This is a genomic window from Polycladidibacter stylochi, assembly GCF_001562055.1.
GTDB classification, from domain to species: Bacteria; Pseudomonadota; Alphaproteobacteria; order Rhizobiales; family Stappiaceae; genus Pseudovibrio; species Pseudovibrio stylochi.
In genome coordinates this window covers 239555-256144 of sequence record NZ_LLWE01000024.1, presented here as the reverse complement: position 1 = coordinate 256144, position 16590 = coordinate 239555, and the positions used below count along the sequence as shown (strand labels likewise).

The 16590-nt window shown below is 46.8% G+C and carries 14 protein-coding genes; 10 read left to right on the top strand and 4 right to left on the bottom strand.

Annotation, left to right across the window (positions count from 1 at the left end; genetic code table 11):
* Positions 1-29: 29 nt before the first annotated feature.
* On the bottom strand, positions 30-2774 hold the full coding sequence (gene mutS / locus AYK67_RS07630) for a DNA mismatch repair protein MutS (RefSeq protein WP_068084510.1): 2745 nt from the start codon (positions 2772-2774) through the stop codon (positions 30-32).
* Positions 2775-2904: 130 nt separating this feature from the next.
* Here mutS and AYK67_RS07625 point away from each other — a divergent pair, with 130 nt between their 5' ends.
* The 4 genes from AYK67_RS07625 to AYK67_RS07610 all read left to right on the top strand — a co-directional run bounded on the left by AYK67_RS07625 (position 2905) and on the right by AYK67_RS07610 (position 7957).
* A complete protein-coding gene (locus AYK67_RS07625; protein WP_068084507.1) occupies positions 2905-5187 on the top strand; it encodes an NADP-dependent malic enzyme in 2283 nt (760 codons plus the stop codon).
* Between the two features lie 240 nt (positions 5188-5427).
* Positions 5428-6075, top strand: coding sequence for a phosphoribosylanthranilate isomerase (locus AYK67_RS07620; RefSeq protein ID WP_068084505.1), 648 nt, complete (start codon positions 5428-5430; stop codon positions 6073-6075).
* 19 nt (positions 6076-6094) lie between these two features.
* Positions 6095-7309 carry a tryptophan synthase subunit beta gene (gene trpB, locus AYK67_RS07615; RefSeq protein WP_068084502.1) on the top strand — a complete coding sequence of 405 codons (1215 nt, stop codon included), beginning with the start codon at positions 6095-6097 and terminating at the stop codon, positions 7307-7309.
* Between the two features lie 54 nt (positions 7310-7363).
* Positions 7364-7957 carry a glutathione S-transferase family protein gene (locus AYK67_RS07610; RefSeq protein WP_068084499.1) on the top strand — a complete coding sequence of 198 codons (594 nt, stop codon included), beginning with the start codon at positions 7364-7366 and terminating at the stop codon, positions 7955-7957.
* Here the strand turns inward: AYK67_RS07610 and AYK67_RS07605 are convergent.
* Positions 7949-8851 carry a methylated-DNA--[protein]-cysteine S-methyltransferase gene (locus AYK67_RS07605; RefSeq protein WP_068084496.1) on the bottom strand — a complete coding sequence of 301 codons (903 nt, stop codon included), beginning with the start codon at positions 8849-8851 and terminating at the stop codon, positions 7949-7951. The two genes, AYK67_RS07610 and AYK67_RS07605, sit on opposite strands and share 9 nt — an antisense overlap.
* Before the next feature lie 209 nt (positions 8852-9060).
* Between AYK67_RS07605 and nth the strand changes: the two genes are divergently transcribed.
* On the top strand, positions 9061-9756 hold the full coding sequence (nth, locus tag AYK67_RS07600) for an endonuclease III (protein ID WP_068084493.1): 696 nt from the start codon (positions 9061-9063) through the stop codon (positions 9754-9756).
* A 52-nt stretch (positions 9757-9808) separates the two neighbouring features.
* Here the strand turns inward: nth and irrA are convergent, their stop codons facing one another.
* Positions 9809-10231 (bottom strand): iron response transcriptional regulator IrrA, encoded by a 423-nt coding sequence (irrA, locus tag AYK67_RS07595; RefSeq protein WP_193788920.1) that lies wholly within the window; start codon positions 10229-10231, stop codon positions 9809-9811.
* Positions 10232-10613: 382 nt separating this feature from the next.
* Between irrA and fabA the strand changes: the two genes are divergently transcribed.
* The 3 genes from fabA (at position 10614) to fabI (ending at position 13351) form a co-directional block, all read left to right on the top strand.
* The gene (gene fabA, locus AYK67_RS07590) at positions 10614-11126 is read left to right on the top strand and encodes a 3-hydroxyacyl-[acyl-carrier-protein] dehydratase FabA (protein ID WP_068084488.1); all 513 of its coding nucleotides are present in this window, start codon (positions 10614-10616) and stop codon (positions 11124-11126) included.
* A 114-nt stretch (positions 11127-11240) separates the two neighbouring features.
* Positions 11241-12458: a beta-ketoacyl-ACP synthase I gene (gene fabB / locus AYK67_RS07585; RefSeq protein WP_068084485.1), complete on the top strand. Its 1218-nt coding sequence runs from the start codon at positions 11241-11243 to the stop codon at positions 12456-12458.
* A gap of 62 nt (positions 12459-12520) precedes the next feature.
* Positions 12521-13351 carry an enoyl-ACP reductase FabI gene (gene fabI, locus AYK67_RS07580; protein WP_068084482.1) on the top strand — a complete coding sequence of 277 codons (831 nt, stop codon included), beginning with the start codon at positions 12521-12523 and terminating at the stop codon, positions 13349-13351.
* Positions 13352-13402: 51 nt separating this feature from the next.
* Here fabI and AYK67_RS07575 read toward each other — a convergent pair whose 3' ends face one another.
* Complete coding sequence (locus AYK67_RS07575; RefSeq protein ID WP_068085313.1) at positions 13403-13897, bottom strand: SH3 domain-containing protein; 495 nt, start codon at positions 13895-13897, stop codon at positions 13403-13405.
* Between the two features lie 294 nt (positions 13898-14191).
* Here AYK67_RS07575 and AYK67_RS07570 point away from each other — a divergent pair, with 294 nt between their 5' ends.
* Positions 14192-15178, top strand: a complete 987-nt coding sequence (locus tag AYK67_RS07570; RefSeq protein WP_068084479.1) for a 2-hydroxyacid dehydrogenase — start codon at positions 14192-14194, stop codon at positions 15176-15178.
* Between the two features lie 131 nt (positions 15179-15309).
* Positions 15310-16584: a tetratricopeptide repeat protein gene (locus tag AYK67_RS07565; protein ID WP_068084477.1), complete on the top strand. Its 1275-nt coding sequence runs from the start codon at positions 15310-15312 to the stop codon at positions 16582-16584.
* The last annotated feature ends 6 nt before the right edge of the window (positions 16585-16590 follow it).

Sequence of the window (16590 nt, the reverse complement as noted above, 5' to 3'; positions counted from 1 at the left end):
ACAAGGTCTACCCATTTCAATAGCTCTCGTTAATCGATGTTGCTTTGTTTTCTAGCTAGTTTTAGCTGATATAGCGCTTCCAGTGCCTGCTTCGGTGTCATGTCATCTGGGTCCAAGCTATCTATCTGCTCAAGCAGAGCACTGTATTGTTCTGGCGTACCATCCTCTTCAATGGTAGCCAAATCATCAGCAGCACTATCAGTTGCAAAAGCTGCAAAAAGTGGCAGTTCTTCGGCAACACTGGTTTTCTTGTCGTCTTTATTCTGCTTCTCCAACATTTTGAGAAGCACATTGGCCCGTTTAACAACAGAAGCTGGCAAGCCAGCCAGTTTGGCAACCTGAATACCATAGGAACGATCGGCCGCGCCTTTAACTATTTCGTGCAGGAAGACAACTTCGCCTTTCCATTCGCGGACACTCACCGTTGCATTGTCCAGCCGCTCCAGTTTTTCCGAGAGAACAGTCATTTCATGATAGTGCGTGGCAAACAGCGCCCTGGAGCGGTTCTTATCATGCAAGTGCTCTATTGCAGACCAAGCGATTGAAAGGCCGTCATATGTTGCTGTGCCTCGGCCAATTTCATCAAGAATGACCAGCGAACGCTCCGTTGCCTGATTCAAAATCGCTGCGGTTTCTACCATTTCAACCATAAAAGTTGAGCGGCCTCGGGCCAGATCATCGGCAGCGCCCACACGAGAGAACAGGCGATCGACTATGCCAATATGCGCTTTTTCAGCGGGAACAAAACAGCCCACTTGAGCCAAGACAGCGATAAGGGCATTTTGGCGAAGGTAGGTCGATTTACCCGCCATGTTCGGGCCTGTGATCAGCCATATTTGCCCAAGACCAGCTTCTTTGAGAGGTCCCAATTCGGCATTATTGGCTACAAAGGCCTCCCCGGCTTTTCGCAGGGCTTGCTCGACAACCGGATGGCGACCACCTTCGATATGAAACGCCAGTGTTTCATCAACAACAGGTCGAACGTAGTTTTCAGCCTCAGCTAAAACAGCAAGAGAGCTACTTACATCTATGATAGCCAATGCCTGCGCTGCCAACTTAAGGGCCGACCCAGCCTGGATTATTTGCTCTAATAGGCGGTCGAATATTTCCATTTCGATGGCGAGTGAACGCTCGCCAGCACTAGCAATTTTCGATTCCAGCTCGGCCAGCTCGGTCGTTGTAAAGCGCATTGCACCGGCCATGGTCTGCCGGTGAATAAACCGCTCTGCATTCTCCTTCATCGGCTCACACTGGGCTGTTGGGGCTTCGATAAACCAACCCAGTACGTTATTGTGTTTTATTTTTAGCGAGCGAATTGAGAGTTCTTCAGAAAGGTCCGCCTGCATTTTGGCAATGACTTTCCGGCTTTGGTCGCGCAGTGCTTTTATCTCGTCCAGCTGCTGGTTATAGCCAACCGCCACGAAGCCACCATCACGCTTGAGTAGCGGAGGTTCTTCAGCAATTGCCTTACCAAGCTCTTCACCCAGTTGATGCGGCGCATTTTGTAAAGCTGCCAACACCTCTTTAATCTCTTTGGGGCTTTGCCCAGCGGACGCAATAAGGCCCGAAATCTCGCGTGCGCTGGCAAGCGCCGTTGCAATCGCCTGCATATCGCGCGGTCCGCCGCGCCCAACCGTTAGTCTTGAAAGAGCACGCGACATATCCGGCGCTTCTTTGAGCAAAGCGCGCACATCATCACGCAGCATTGTATCCTGTGCGAAAAAATCCAGACTGTCGTAGCGCTCTTGTATCTGCCGGGTATCTGTTAGCGGTCCGGCTAAGCGGCTAGCCAATAACCTAGAACCAGCTCCGGTGACAGTTCTGTCAATCGCTGCCAGTACCGAGCCACGTCTTTCACCAGACATGGTGCGCGTGAGTTCAAGACTCATCCGTGTTGCCGGATCAATGAGCATCTGCCCCTTGGCAGATTCCCTTTGAGGGCGATCAAGCGGAGGTCGCTCGCCAAGTTGGGTTTTATCAATATAGGCGATGATGCCTGCAGCCGCGGCAAGTTCTGGTCTGGTAAACGCGGCAAAGCCATCTAGCGTTTTAACACCAAAGAAAGTTGCCAGTCGGTCGTTTGCGGTTGCGCTATCAAAAAAAGCTCTTGGTACAGGCGAGAGAGCCGCCTTGGTGCCTTCAAATATCGCTCGTAAATCCGCTTCTTGTAACAAACTATCTGCAACAATTAATTCGGTTGGCGATATACGGGCCAAGTCAGCGCCTAAATTGACATCATCGGTTTCACAGAGGCGAAACGTTCCCGTGGACATATCAATCCACGCCAAACCGTAGAGGCAATTCTCTTTCGCACTACCAGCTTTTAAGCGCGAAACAGCAACAAGGTAATTGTTTGCGCGAGCGTCCAGCAAACGTTCTTCCGTGAGTGTGCCGGGTGTGACAAGGCGCACCACATCACGGCGCACCACTGCTTTGGCACCGCGTTTTTTTGCTTCTGCCGGATTTTCTGTTTGCTCACACACTGCCACCCGGTGTCCTGCACCAATTAGCTTTTGCAGATAATCATCGGCCGCATGCACTGGCACACCGCACATGGGAATATCATTGCCCTGATGCTTGCCGCGCTTGGTGAGAGTAATGCCCAGTGTTTGCGAGGCGATTTCGGCGTCTTCAAAAAACAGCTCGTAAAAGTCCCCCATCCGGTAAAACAGCAAGCTGTCCGGATTTGCGGTTTTTATCTCGATGTATTGCGCCATCATGGGGGTCACTTTGGACGTATCCACAGAGGCTTTAGCAGTGTTTTGTTTCGTCATGCGGGGGACCTTAGCAAAATGGACTATACGTTTCACCGTTTGTAATTAGTCTTTCAATCTTGAGGTCATGTTTTTTCGGGGATAAGGTCAGCCACAAATTTAGGTAATTGAGGGGGCTGAATAGCAGCATATGCCAGAGACCAAAAAAAGTGCAGGTAACAATTTTAATTTAACCGATCAAGAAGCACTCCAATTCCACCAGCAAGGCAAGCCGGGTAAGCTGGAAATTTCCCCTACAAAACCTATGGCAACTCAAAGGGATTTGAGCCTTGCATACTCTCCTGGTGTTGCTGCGCCTGTTCGAGCTATTGCTGAGGACCCAAGCCGTGCTTACGATTACACGTCCCGTGGCAACATGGTTGCTGTTATCTCTAATGGTACCGCTATTTTGGGGCTTGGCAATTTAGGTGCCTTGGCTTCCAAACCCGTAATGGAAGGTAAATCCGTACTTTTCAAGCGCTTTGCCGATGTGGACTCCATTGACCTTGAGCTCGATACAACAGATGTGGACGCATTTATTGAGGCTGTGCGCTACATGGGGCCTTCGTTCGGTGGCATTAACCTTGAAGATATTAAAGCACCAGATTGCTTTATTATCGAGCAGCGCCTGCGTGAGCTTATGGATATACCTGTTTTCCATGACGACCAGCACGGTACCGCAATTATCGCCGCTGCTGGCCTGATTAATGCACTCCATTTAACAAAGCGCGACATTAAAGAAACCAAAGTTGTTTGTAATGGCGCGGGCGCAGCAGGTATTGCTTGTATCGAGCTAATCAAAGCACTCGGTGTGCCTCATGACAATGTAACTCTTTGCGATACCAAAGGTGTGGTATTTGAAGGCCGCCCTGAAGGCATGAACCAGTGGAAAAGCGCACACGCAATTAAAACCGAAAACCGCACGCTGCTTGAAGCTCTGACAGATGCTGATGTTTTTCTGGGGCTTTCAGTTAAAGGGGCGCTTACTGGCGAAATGCTGGAAGCCATGGCACCTAACCCGATTATTTTTGCCATGGCGAACCCTGACCCGGAGATTACTCCGGAAGAAGCACACGCCATTCGTGATGACGCCATTGTGGCAACAGGGCGCTCTGATTACCCGAACCAAGTTAACAACGTTCTCGGCTTCCCGTATATTTTCCGTGGAGCGCTGGATGTGCAGGCCACAACCATTAATGAGGATATGAAGGTAGCTTGTGCACGCGCTTTGGCTGAGTTGGCACGCGAGGATGTGCCGGACGAAGTTGCCTCTGCCTATCGTGGTTCACGGCCGAAGTTTGGGCCGGAATACATCATTCCCGTCCCGTTCGATCCCCGCTTGATTTACACTATTCCTCTAGCTGTTGCACAAGCGGCTATGGATAGCGGCGTTGCCAAACGACCTATTGTTGATATGGCTGCCTATGAAGCACAACTCAAAGCACGTCGTGACCCGATTGCAGGAACATTACAACGAATTGTTTCCAAGGTTCGCCAAGCACCAAAGCGTATTGTTTTTGCTGAGGGTGAAGAAACACCAGTCATTCGCGCAGCTTCAACTTTTGTTGCTGAAGGGCTGGGAGAAGCCATTCTCATTGGCCGCGAAGATGAAATTCGCGCAAACGCTACCTCTGCGGGGGTAGATATTAACCGCGCGGGTATTCGTATTGAAAACGCCCGGGTTTCCAACAAGAATACCGATTACGCCGAGTTTTTGTATTCGCGCCTTCAGCGTAAAGGTTACTTGCAGCGCGATTGTCAGCGCTTGGTGAATAATGACCGTAACTACTGGGCCTCTATTATGGTGGCACGTGGTGATGCCGATGGCATGGTTACCGGCTTAACCCGTAATTACTCGGTTACGCTTGAAGTAATCCGCGATTGTATTAACACCAAACCCGGCCACAGGGTTATAGGTGCCACCATGGTATTGAGCCGTGGTAGAACTGTACTTGTTGCTGATACCGCTGTGCATGAATTGCCAAACTCGGAAGAACTGGCAGATATTGCCAGCGAAGCGGCACATGTAGCACGTCGCCTTGGCTATGAACCGCGCGTGGCGATGCTTGCTTACTCAACCTTTGGTCACCCGCATGGAGAGCGTACAGAGCGCCTACAAGAAGCTGTAAAAATTCTGGATCAACGCCGTGTTGATTTTGAATATGAAGGTGAGATGGGAGCCGATGTCGCGCTGAATATGGACAAAATGTCTGCCTATCCTTTCTGTCGTTTGTCCGGCCCTGCCAATGTGCTGGTAATGCCTGCGTTCCATTCGGCCGCAATTGCTACACACATGCTCCGCGAAATGGGGGGGTCTACACTTATTGGACCACTGCTGGTGGGGCTGGATAAGCCCGTTCAAATTGTTCCTATGGGTGCAAAAGACAGCGATATATTCAATATGGCTGCGTTAACCGCCTATAACATTACATAGCTTGTAAACTATTTAGATTGATAGTTAACAAAAGCTCATAAATAGCAAATGATTGCAGGCACTTAAACAAGTGCCTGCTTTTATGTCTTGGCATGAAGCGCTTTACATCAACTGTAGTTTTCTCGGTATATAGGCAAGGTATCATCATGTGACATTGTTGATACAATCTGATTTAACTACATAAGTTAGCAGGTATTCACTCCCTTTGTGGCTATCTTAACATGATCTAAGGAATAAGCCGTGTCGCAGCTCAAGATTAAAATATGTGGCCTAACCACAACCGATATTATTGACAGTGCGTTAGCGGCAAATGTTGATATGATCGGCTTGGTGTTCTTTCCTAAAAGCCCACGTAATGTGAGCTATGAGCAAGCACGCAAATTGGCTGATTATATGAAAGGGCGCACCAAGATTGTCGCGCTCACAGTGAATATGCCGCTTGACGAGATGGAGAAGCTGGTTCGCACTGTGCAACCTGACATTTTGCAATTACATGGTCATGAAAGCCCAGAGCAGTGTTTGAAGGTCAAGCAAGCGTTTCAATTACCAATTATGAAGGCATTTGGTATTTCAACGCGTGAAGACCTGGAAAAGGCAAATAACTATTCAGCAGTTGTTGATCGCTTCCTGTTTGATGCCAAGCCGCCAAAGGGTGTCGATGTACCAGGTGGTAATGGCGTGAGTTTTGATTGGCGGCTGCTGCAGAATACCCCCATTACCAAACCTTATATGCTCTCGGGTGGGCTGGATTGTGATAATGTAGCGCAAGCTATCAAGCTTTCTGGCGCCAGAGAGATTGATGTATCCTCTGGTGTTGAAAGTAGCCGTGGGGTAAAAGATCCCGAATTGATTTCTGCATTTGTGCGTAACGCCCGCTCTGCACTATAACTGAACTTAAGGTGACAACATGAACCAACAACACAATACGCTGCGTTCTGGCCCTGACTATCGCGGTTTTTTCGGAGAATTTGGCGGTCGTTTTGTTGCCGAAACTTTAATGCCGCTCATTTTAGAGCTTGAGAAAGCTTATAAAGATGCCAAGAATGACCCAGAGTTTTTGTCGGAAATCCAAAAGCTCAATACCCATTATACTGGGCGTCCTTCGCCGTTATATTTTGCCGAGCGCTTAACCGAAGAACTTGGCGGTGCTAAGGTTTACTTCAAGCGTGATGAGCTAAACCACACCGGCTCACACAAGATTAACAACTGCCTTGGGCAAATTCTGCTCGCGAAACGCATGGGCAAAACCCGTATTATTGCCGAAACAGGTGCGGGTCAGCATGGCGTCGCGACAGCTACTGTTTGTGCACGTTTTGGTCTTCCATGTGTTGTTTACATGGGCGCAACAGATGTAGAGCGGCAAAAGCCCAACGTTTTCCGTATGAAGCTACTTGGTGCTGAAATTGTGCCGGTCACAGCCGGTGCAGGCACGCTCAAAGATGCTATGAACGAAGCATTGCGTGACTGGGTTACCAATGTCGAGGATACTTACTACCTCATTGGCACAGCAGCAGGACCACACCCATACCCAGAAATGGTGCGTGACTTTCAAGCGGTTATTGGTGAAGAAACCAAAAAGCAGCTCATGGAAGCGGAAGGTAAGCTTCCTGATGCTCTCGTTGCCGCTGTTGGTGGCGGATCTAACGCCATTGGGCTCTTCCATCCTTTCCTCGATGATGAATCTGTCAGCATTTACGGCGTTGAGGCTGGTGGTAAGGGCCTTGATGGTGATGAACACTGTGCCTCGTTAAACGCTGGCAAGTCTGGTGTCTTACACGGTAACCGCACTTATCTTCTTCAAGATGACGACGGGCAAATTTTGGAGGGGCATTCTATTTCAGCTGGCCTTGATTACCCAGGCATTGGGCCGGAACACTCTTGGCTCAAAGAGACAGGCCGCGTGAATTATGTACCCGCAACAGACAGTGAAGCTTTAGACGCCTTTCAGCTACTAACCCGTGTTGAAGGTATCATTCCTGCTCTTGAGCCTAGCCACGCTCTTGCGCACGTGATGAAACTTGCTCCGCAAATGGACAAGGATCAGGTTATTGTCATGAACCTATGTGGACGCGGCGATAAAGACGTGTTTACCGTTGGTGGTATGCTCGGGTTCGATCTTTAAGAGTTCGTAGGGCGGAGATAATATGCTTCGCCCAACATTTGGAATGTAAATGCGATGCTTAAACTCTACAGCGCTATTGGCTCCAATAGTTCAGAACGGGTCGAGTGGGTTTTGCAATATAAACACCTTGATTGGGAACGTGTAGAAGTCTCAAATGAAGAGCTGGCAAATAGCTATCGCCAATTCATCAATCCTTTTGGATTTGTACCCGCTCTGGATCACAATGGCTTTATTCTAAGCGAATCCATGGCGATAATTGAATACCTAGAAGAGCTTCATCCTTCCCCTTCTGTTTTTGGGGAAAATACAAAGGATAGGGCACAAATTTGCTCTATTTGCTCTTACATCGGCACGACAATACACAGCCCGCAAAACCGGAGTGTTCTTCGTTTTTTCAGGCCGGAATTAAGCCCAAAAGATAAAAAAACACTTCGAGCGACATGGATTGCGAAGGGTCTTGAAAAAGTAGCCCCGTTATTATGGGGTCATAGTGGTTTTTGCTACGGTCACGCATTTAGCCTTTCGGATATTTTTGTAGCAACTATCTACCGAAAGTACTTACAGCATGGCGCTACTCCACTACCAGCCTATGAAGAGCATAGACGGTTTCTTCTGGAGCAAGACCTCATACCAACCAATCTATTTTAAGGGAAGCGACCCTTGCCCTTGGTCTGCCATATCCAGCACACCGCTAATGCCTGCTTCCCAGCCTAAAATGGCTCGTTTACGGGTTAAGCCCCAGTGATAGCCACAAAGATTTCCTGATTTACCCAATACACGATGGCAGGGCACAACAAAAGAAATCGGGTTTTTACCAACAGCTGTACCTACAGCACGCGATGCTTTTGGTTTACCTAAGTTTTTGGCGATATCCGAATATGTTGTGGCTGCGCCAAGCGGTATTTTCAACAAGCTTTCCCACACTCTTATTTCGAAATCTGTACCAATAAAAATCAGTTTTAGCGGCTCTTCAGCCCGCCATTGATGATGATTAAATATTCGCTGGACATAGGGTGCTGTAGCCGCTTGATCTTCAACAAATTCAGCAGCAGGCCAACGCTGGCACATATCTTCCAAAGTTTGCGCCTGGTTGTTGTCATCTGCAAATGCAAGGCCTGCAAGACCGCGTTCAGTCGCCATAACAAGTGCCAGGCCAAAAGGGCAGGGGTGAAACCCGTAGGAGATGGTTATACCTGCGCCACGGCGGCGATAATCACCAGGTGTCATAGCTTCGTGCGTCACGAATAAATCATGCAAACGTGCCGGACCAGATAGACCAAGCTCATATGTGGTATCAAATACAGAACTGGCATTTTGCAGCATTGCCCGCGCATGGTCGATAGTAATTGCCTGCAAAAACTGTTTTGGTGTTAACCCTGCCCATTTGCTAAATAGCCGTTGAAGTTGAATGGGTTGCATTGATACAAGTTTAGAAAGCTCTTCTAAAGAGGGTTGTTCACGCCAGTTTTCCGAGATGTACTGCAATGTGGTTTGGACAGTTTTATAGTGTTCGTTTGAATAGTCTGTTACTGTTTTGTCCATACTGCCATTACATCCTATTTTTTAAATTGGCACATTCATTGATATCTTTTAAAAAGCTAGAGGTATACTAAGGTGCGTTGCCAATGTTGACGACCCGATTTGCGAGCACTTGGTATTTCCTCAAATACCATCACGCGGATTTGCGCGTTTTCAATAGCCTTGCTTTTGGCGGGCGAATAACACACTGATCGTGAAAGTATTGTAACACAATGACTTCTCGTAGTACCCAAAAAGTAAAAGCAGCTCCAGCACGCAGATCCAACAAAAGCCGTTATTCAAAAGCTGAAATCAAGCAACTCTTTGACCGGTTTTATGAAAACAATCCCGAACCAAAGGGTGAGCTGGACCATACCAACGATTTCACACTGCTTGTGGCTGTTGTTCTATCAGCACAAGCAACAGATGCAGGTGTGAATAAGGCCACCAAAAATCTCTTTATTATTGCCGATAGTCCAGAAAAAATGGTTGCTCTGGGTGAGGACAGAATTCGCGAAGAAATTCGTACAATTGGCCTTTATCGCAATAAGGCAAAAAACGTTTATGCCCTATCAAAGAAATTGATAGAAAAGCATAGCGGGGAAGTACCGCAAACGCGTGAAGCCCTTGAAGCACTGCCCGGCGTTGGCCGTAAAACTGCTAATGTCGTTCTTAATATTGCCTTTGGTCAGCCAACCATTGCTGTTGACACTCATTTATTTCGTATTGGAAACCGTCTTGTGCTTGCACCTGGAAAGACGCCGTTGGAGGTAGAGCGCAAACTGGAAAAGCTCATACCTCGCGAGTACATTATGCAAGCACATCACTGGCTTATCCTGCATGGCCGCTACATCTGCAAAGCAAGAAAACCGGAATGCGCAAAATGTATTATATTCGACCTTTGTAAGTCGAAAGAGAAAATTGTTTAACCCCAATGACCGGCTGATGATTAAGAACAGCCGGCTTAAATGAGAGCGCACATTAGTTTGCTTTTTTCCTTAGGCGAACAACAACATCAACCCGAGTAATTTCCATACCCTCCGGTGGCTGAGGCAAGTCATCTAAAGTAACGCCTTTACCGGGGATATCGACAACGATGTTTTCGTCCTCGTAAAAGAAATGCTGATGCTCGTGCGTGTTGGTATCAAAATACGTTTTGGTACCCTCAACGGCTACTTCACGCAATAAACCAACCTCAGTAAACTGGTGGAGTGTGTTGTAAACGGTTGCCAAGGAAACAGGAACATTGGCAACAATAGCTTCCTCATGGAGGTTTTCCGCTGAAATATGTCTATTCCCTTTTGAGAAGAGTAATTCAGCAAGCGCTACGCGTTGTCTCGTTGGCCGCAAACCCGCGCCGCGTAACAATCCTGTTACATCTTGGCTTGTATTTTCTAAATGCATGGTCATTTACCCACTGTCACTTTAAGTTTTAAGCTACTCTACTGCATTATACCCAATTGATTTTAAATGACTGGGTATTATTGTTGTGTGTATCCGTGTTTCGAAGACAGCACACCTTTTGCCTTAAGTGTTGCAGCATGTGGCTGCTATTTTACAGAACAATTTGCCATTCTGCTTTACAATAATAATAAGAATAGAATTTGTCTAAGGCAACTGCGCAAATTGGGCACACGCAATCTCACATATTGTGCCCTTTCGATATTTATTCGCTTGTGCTAGGAAGGCGCGGATAGGAAACAAACAAAACCATCGTTTTGAGGGTATGCGGGTACACATTTTCCCTGCGGCATTCTTTAAAACGAACAATTAATGCGGGAATAGAATGCAAAACAGGCGTTCCAGTTTCAACTACGAAGATCTCCTTGCTTGCGGTCGCGGCGAGTTGTTTGGGCCAGGCAATGCTCAATTGCCAGCTCCTCCAATGTTAATGTTTGATCGCATCACCGAGATTTCCGAGGATGGCGGCGAGAATGGCAAAGGCCATATCCGTGCAGAGCTGGATATTCGTGATGATCTGTGGTTCTTCGAGTGCCATTTCCCTGGCGATCCGGTTATGCCAGGCTGTTTGGGTCTAGATGCCCTTTGGCAAATGACCGGCTTTTTCTTGGGTTGGCTTGGAGAGCCGGGGCGAGGCCGTGCTCTTTCTGTCGGTGAAATCAAATTCACAGGCATGGTTACACCGGAAGTAAAACGCATTGAGTACGGTGTAGAGCTAAAACGCGTCATGCGCTCAAAACTCAAACTGGCTATTGCTGACGGTTGGGTAAAGGCAGATGGTGAAACCATTTACGTTGCTAAAGATTTGCGTGTTGGTTTGTTTCAAGACGCTGAGTAATTAGCTGAACTTTGAAATGACACAATCACAAGGCACTTTAGCCTTGTTTATATGTAATTGAACCAAGCCGCGCTACACTAGCGCGGTCTTGGTGTATTTCCACGGGAGTCTTTCATGAGGCGAGTGGTCGTTACCGGTATGGGGATCGTATCCTCCATCGGCAATAATCCTGAAGAAGTTATGGATAGCCTGCGCGAAGGCAAGTCCGGGATCGTTGCAGCAAAAGATTATGCTGATCTTGGTTTTCGTTGTCAGGTGCATGGGGAGCCCAAGGTTAACCCATTTGAAGCATTAGATCGGCGTACGACCCGCTTTATGGGTGCAGGTGCTGCTTGGAACTACATGGCAATGGAGCAAGCAATTGCTGATGCTGATTTGCCTGAGGACATGGTTTCCAATGAGCGTACTGGCTTGATTATGGGTTCTGGTGGTCCTTCAACCAAAGCAATTGTTGAAGCTGCCGATATTACCCGTGAAAAAGGCCCACGCCGCATTGGCCCAACAGCTGTTCCAAAAGCAATGAGTTCTACAAATTCAGCTACTTTGGCAACACCTTTTAAAATCCACGGCGTAAACTATTCTATCTCTGCTGCATGTGCGACAACCAACATTTGTATTGGTAACGCCTTTGAGCTCATTCAATGGGGCAAGCAGGATGTGGTATTCGCCGGTGGTGGCGAAGAGCTGGATTGGTCGCTATCAAATCTATTTGACGCTATGGGGGCTATGTCCTCAAAGTACAACGATACACCCGAAACAGCTTCACGCCCTTATGACAAAAACCGTGACGGTTTTGTGATTGCCGGTGGTGCTGGTGTACTGGTTCTGGAAGAGCTGGAACACGCTAAAGCACGCGGTGCCAAGATTTACGCTGAAATCGTGGGTTATGGCGCAACATCCGACGGCCATGATATGGTAGCACCAAGTGGTGAAGGTGCCGCTCGCTGCATGAAGCTTGCTTTGAAAGATGTTGATTGCGAAGTGGATTATATTAACCCACATGCAACTTCAACACCTGTGGGCGATATCAAAGAGATTGAAGCAATTCGCGAAGTATTTGGTGATAAAGTACCGCCAATTTCTGCTACAAAAGCGTTAACAGGGCACTCTTTGGGGGCTGCTGGCGTTCAAGAAGCAATTTATTCCTTGTTAATGATGCAAGGTGACTTCATTGCCGCTTCAGCTCATATTGAGGAAATTGACCCTGAGTTTGCAGATATGCCAATTGTTCGCGAACGCGTAGATAATGCTGGCTTGAATTGTGTGCTTTCTAACGGGTTTGGCTTTGGTGGTACCAATGCAACTGTCGTCTTTAAGCGCTACGCTGACTAATTGAAACAATACTGAAGCCAGCCTTGATTGCATGGCTTCCTTTTAACAAACAGGAGTTTCACATGAGCCAGCTCATGAAGGGCAAGCGCGGTCTCGTAATGGGTGTTGCTAACGATCACTCAATTGCCTGGAGCATTGCCAAAACTCTTAGCGATCACGGTGCAGAAATGGCTTTCACCTATCAAGGTGATGCATTTGGACGCCGTGTTAAACCGCTTGCTGAAAGCGTCGGTTCATCGCTACTGTTGCCATGCGATGTTGAAGATATTGATAGCGTGGATGCAGTATTTGCTAAATTGAAAGAAGAATGGGGGTCTATCGACTTCCTCGTGCATGCGATTGCTTTTTCCGATAAGAACGAACTGAAGGGAAAATTTGCCGACACTACCCGGGATAACTTTTCCCGCACGATGCAAATTTCCTGCTTCTCATTTGTTGAGGTCGCAAAACGTGCTGCAGAGCTTATGACAAATGGCGGCTCAATGGTCACTTTGACTTATGGGGGCGCAACACGCGTTATGCCTAACTATAATGTTATGGGCGTTGCAAAGGCTGCTCTTGAGGCGTCTGTACGCTATCTTGCGATGGACTATGGGGAACACGGCATTCGCGTAAATGCGCTTTCTGCTGGTCCTGTACGTACATTGGCAGGTTCCGGTATTTCAGATGCCCGCTTGATGTTCAATTATCAGCAAAACAACTCACCATTAAAAGAAACGGTAACTGAAGAGCAACTGGGAGGCTCAGGTCTCTACTTACTCTCAGATCTGTCCGGTGGTGTAACTGGCGAAGTTCATTTTGTTGATTCTGGCTACAACATTGTTTCCATGCCACGCTTGGATGCTCTTAAGCAGGCAGATAAACTGCTTCGAGAACAGAAAGCCGAAGCTTGATCATAACAAATGATCGGAATGCTAAAAAACCCCGTTAGTTAGCGGGGTTTTTTATTCAAAATTTTCGTCACTGTAGACGCCAAACAACTTGGTTTGGTCCACCCAGCCTTCAAAATCTTTACCCGAGACGTGGCAATAGCCTCCTTGGCAGCCTAGTACTCCTGCCAAAACATAAGGTTTTAAATAGGCGATTATTCTCTCATTTGGGCCGGGGCGGCGTAATAAAGGTGTTTTTTCTGGCGCTTTATTCCATGGTGTTATCAGCGCGGAGCGATAACCAGTTAAAAGAGATTTAAAAATCCAGCCAGTTTTTCCTTCCCAATCGCGAATACGGCGCCAGTCCCCATATTCTTGGGTTATTTCAACAGGTAATCGTGCGCGAACAAATGTCCACGCAATATCGTAGTCTCTTCCCGGGCCGACTCTCACATTAACGCGATCAGACTTTAGGCTGATAAAACGAGGAACGGGATAACCGCTAGGTCCTATTTTTTGTTTTTGAGCCCAAGCGTTACCTCCTAAATATGCTAGTGCAAACAATAGCATAATACCAGATAGTAAATGACGCGTCTTAAAAATACATTTGCTTAACATAGCTGTACCAAGTTCGTGCGTTTGTGCCTAGGAGTTAGCCTATGTGGTTAGTGACTATTTTACCTTATCGGCTAGGATGTGCTTAATATCGCTGCTAGTGTAAATAGCCTTAATTTACAAGACTTGTTTTACATGCACCATCTGTTAATGAAACCATGAGGGCTGTCGGCAAAGCACTTCAGCAACTCGATAGTGGGTGGAAGAGGATTAACATATCCTCATTGGTTTTTCAAAAGGGCAGGAACTATGCCAAAAAAGAAGCCCGTTGTGGTCGTTACGCGCAAATTGCCAGATGTTGTCGAAACAAGAATGCGCGAGTTATTTGATACTAAGCTTAATGAAGCTGATAGACCTTTTACACAAGCTGAACTTGTGGAAGCTGTCAAGACAGCCGATGTTCTTGTTCCAACAGTTACAGACCGCATAGATGCTTCAATTTTGGCACAAGCCAATCCAAGTCTAAAACTGATTGCCAACTATGGTAACGGTGTTGACAGCATTGATGTAGCTACCGCAAATAACCGCGGGATTACTGTTACCAATACCTCTGGCGTAATGACAGAGGATACCGCAGACATGACCATGGCACTAATGCTGGCTGTGCCTCGTCGATTGTCCGAAGGTATCAAAAAAATAGAAAATAAAGAATGGGCTGGCTGGTCTCCCCAATGGATGCTAGGCCGTCGCATTTGGGGTAAGCGTCTTGGTATCATTGGTATGGGGCGTATTGGGCAAGCTGTTGCGCGGCGGGCAAAAGCGTTTGGTATGTCCATTCACTATCATAACCGCATTCGGGAGCCTTTAGAGGTTGAAGAAACCCTTGAGGCAACTTTTTGGGAAAGCCTGGACCAAATGCTCGCGCGTATGGATGTGGTGTCTATTCATTGCCCTTACACACCAGCAACCTACCACCTGCTCTCTGCACGGCGCTTAAAACTTATGAAACCGGATGCTTATATCGTGAATACAGCACGAGGTGAAATTGTTGATGAAAACGCGCTTATTCGACAAATAGAAGCGGGTGAGCTGGCTGGTGCTGGCTTGGATGTTTTTGAGTTTGAACCTGCGATTAATAACAAGCTACTGAATAACGAGCGTATTGTGTTGTTACCACATATGGGCTCTGCAACAATTGAAGGTCGCATTGATATGGGTGAGAAAGTAATCATCAATATTAAGGCATTTATGGATGGCCATAGACCGCCAGATAGAGTTTTACCTTCAATGCTATGAATAAAGAGCCCCTGAAAAGGGCTCTTTTAATCACCTTTACTCATGACATAAATAACCCGAATAATTAGGAAAGTAGCCACGATTCCACGAATGCTCTATCCCTGATTTAGTTATCTAAATCGAGAGTATTTATGTGGGTACTAGAAAAATTATTCTATTACCTTGCTAATGTATTAAGTGCTGCGTTGCATTTCGGGTATATATTTGTTTTCTTAATAACAGCTGTTGGCCAAACAGCTGCACAAGAGATTAGTGCAATAAAACCAGTAATTGCTCGTGACCAAAGCTATTATAGACCCGGTAATGAAATATATGAGTTATGGGCCAGCTTTTACAAAACCAATTCAGCAGACCCATCAACTGGTAGTAGCCAGCTAAAAGAGCTTGAGCACTTAACACCAAATGACCCAACGGTTTATAGGGCTCAGGTCTACTTGTTTTTGCGAACTGGAGAAAAACGCAAAGCTCTTACAGCGGCTAGAAAGTATTTGGCACTCCAACCAGATGATATCCAAATATCCCTGCAAACAGCGTATTTACTCAATGATATTGCACTTCCTGAAATAGCAGAAATGCAATTTGAAAGCTTGCTAACTGCAAAAGATGAACAAGTCGTTGATATAGCTTGTAGCTCGATTGCTAATATTCAAGCAAACAATCGTCCAATTACACAAGATCCTTGGTTTGGCGAGTTATATACCGCGCCAAGTTATAGCTCTGACATCAATGGCCTACTTTTTCCCATGCGTATTCGTTTGGGACAAAAATTGGAACATAATATCCGCCTATATGGTTTAGCGCGTGTGGACGCAGACACCGAATCAACAGGCGGTAAAAACGCTGTTATCTATGACATCAATCAAGCAGTTGTTGGAGTAGGTGGTGATATCAGGCCATTTGAAGAGTATCCAATTGTGATTTATGGAGAATTGGGAACAGCTTTTGATCTTATTGACCGCAACCGAAACAGAGCTCAATTTCATTTAGAGGCAGGGGTAACAACATTTTGGCAATCAAAGCCACCTAACTTGCCGCCTTTATTTTCCGACTGCCTTCAAAAGGAAACCTCATTTCCTCTTGAAATGTTCACTGACTTTTACGGTAATGTCGCCACATACTCACGCGAAGATTACAATGTTATCGGGCAAATTCGTAATCGCTCTGGGCTTGTTTTGTTGTCACATCCTTTTGGCGAATTGAGGAGCTACCTTATTGGCGAAATTGGCTTCGATCTTGCTGATGATGATTTCAACAACTATTACGAAATAGGGACCGGTGCTGTCTGGCATTTTCCCGGTAGTTATAATAGCAGCTTACGTACTGAATACTTAGTTGGCTCGCGTTTTGATGGTTCCCGCGATTATGGAGAATTTAGAGTTGAGCTTTCCATTTTCAAATTGTTTTAATCTAAC

Coding starts and splice junctions, on each gene's coding strand:
- mutS (WP_068084510.1), bottom strand. CDS start 2,774: ATGACGAAACAAAACACTGCTAAAGCCTCTGTGGATACGTCCAAAGTG.
- AYK67_RS07625 (WP_068084507.1), top strand. CDS start 2,905: ATGCCAGAGACCAAAAAAAGTGCAGGTAACAATTTTAATTTAACCGAT.
- trpB (WP_068084502.1), top strand. CDS start 6,095: ATGAACCAACAACACAATACGCTGCGTTCTGGCCCTGACTATCGCGGT.
- AYK67_RS07610 (WP_068084499.1), top strand. CDS start 7,364: ATGCTTAAACTCTACAGCGCTATTGGCTCCAATAGTTCAGAACGGGTC.
- AYK67_RS07605 (WP_068084496.1), bottom strand. CDS start 8,851: ATGGACAAAACAGTAACAGACTATTCAAACGAACACTATAAAACTGTC.
- nth (WP_068084493.1), top strand. CDS start 9,061: ATGACTTCTCGTAGTACCCAAAAAGTAAAAGCAGCTCCAGCACGCAGA.
- irrA (WP_193788920.1), bottom strand. CDS start 10,231: ATGCATTTAGAAAATACAAGCCAAGATGTAACAGGATTGTTACGCGGC.
- fabA (WP_068084488.1), top strand. CDS start 10,614: ATGCAAAACAGGCGTTCCAGTTTCAACTACGAAGATCTCCTTGCTTGC.
- fabB (WP_068084485.1), top strand. CDS start 11,241: ATGAGGCGAGTGGTCGTTACCGGTATGGGGATCGTATCCTCCATCGGC.
- fabI (WP_068084482.1), top strand. CDS start 12,521: ATGAGCCAGCTCATGAAGGGCAAGCGCGGTCTCGTAATGGGTGTTGCT.
- AYK67_RS07575 (WP_068085313.1), bottom strand. CDS start 13,897: ATGCTATTGTTTGCACTAGCATATTTAGGAGGTAACGCTTGGGCTCAA.
- AYK67_RS07570 (WP_068084479.1), top strand. CDS start 14,192: ATGCCAAAAAAGAAGCCCGTTGTGGTCGTTACGCGCAAATTGCCAGAT.
- AYK67_RS07565 (WP_068084477.1), top strand. CDS start 15,310: ATGTGGGTACTAGAAAAATTATTCTATTACCTTGCTAATGTATTAAGT.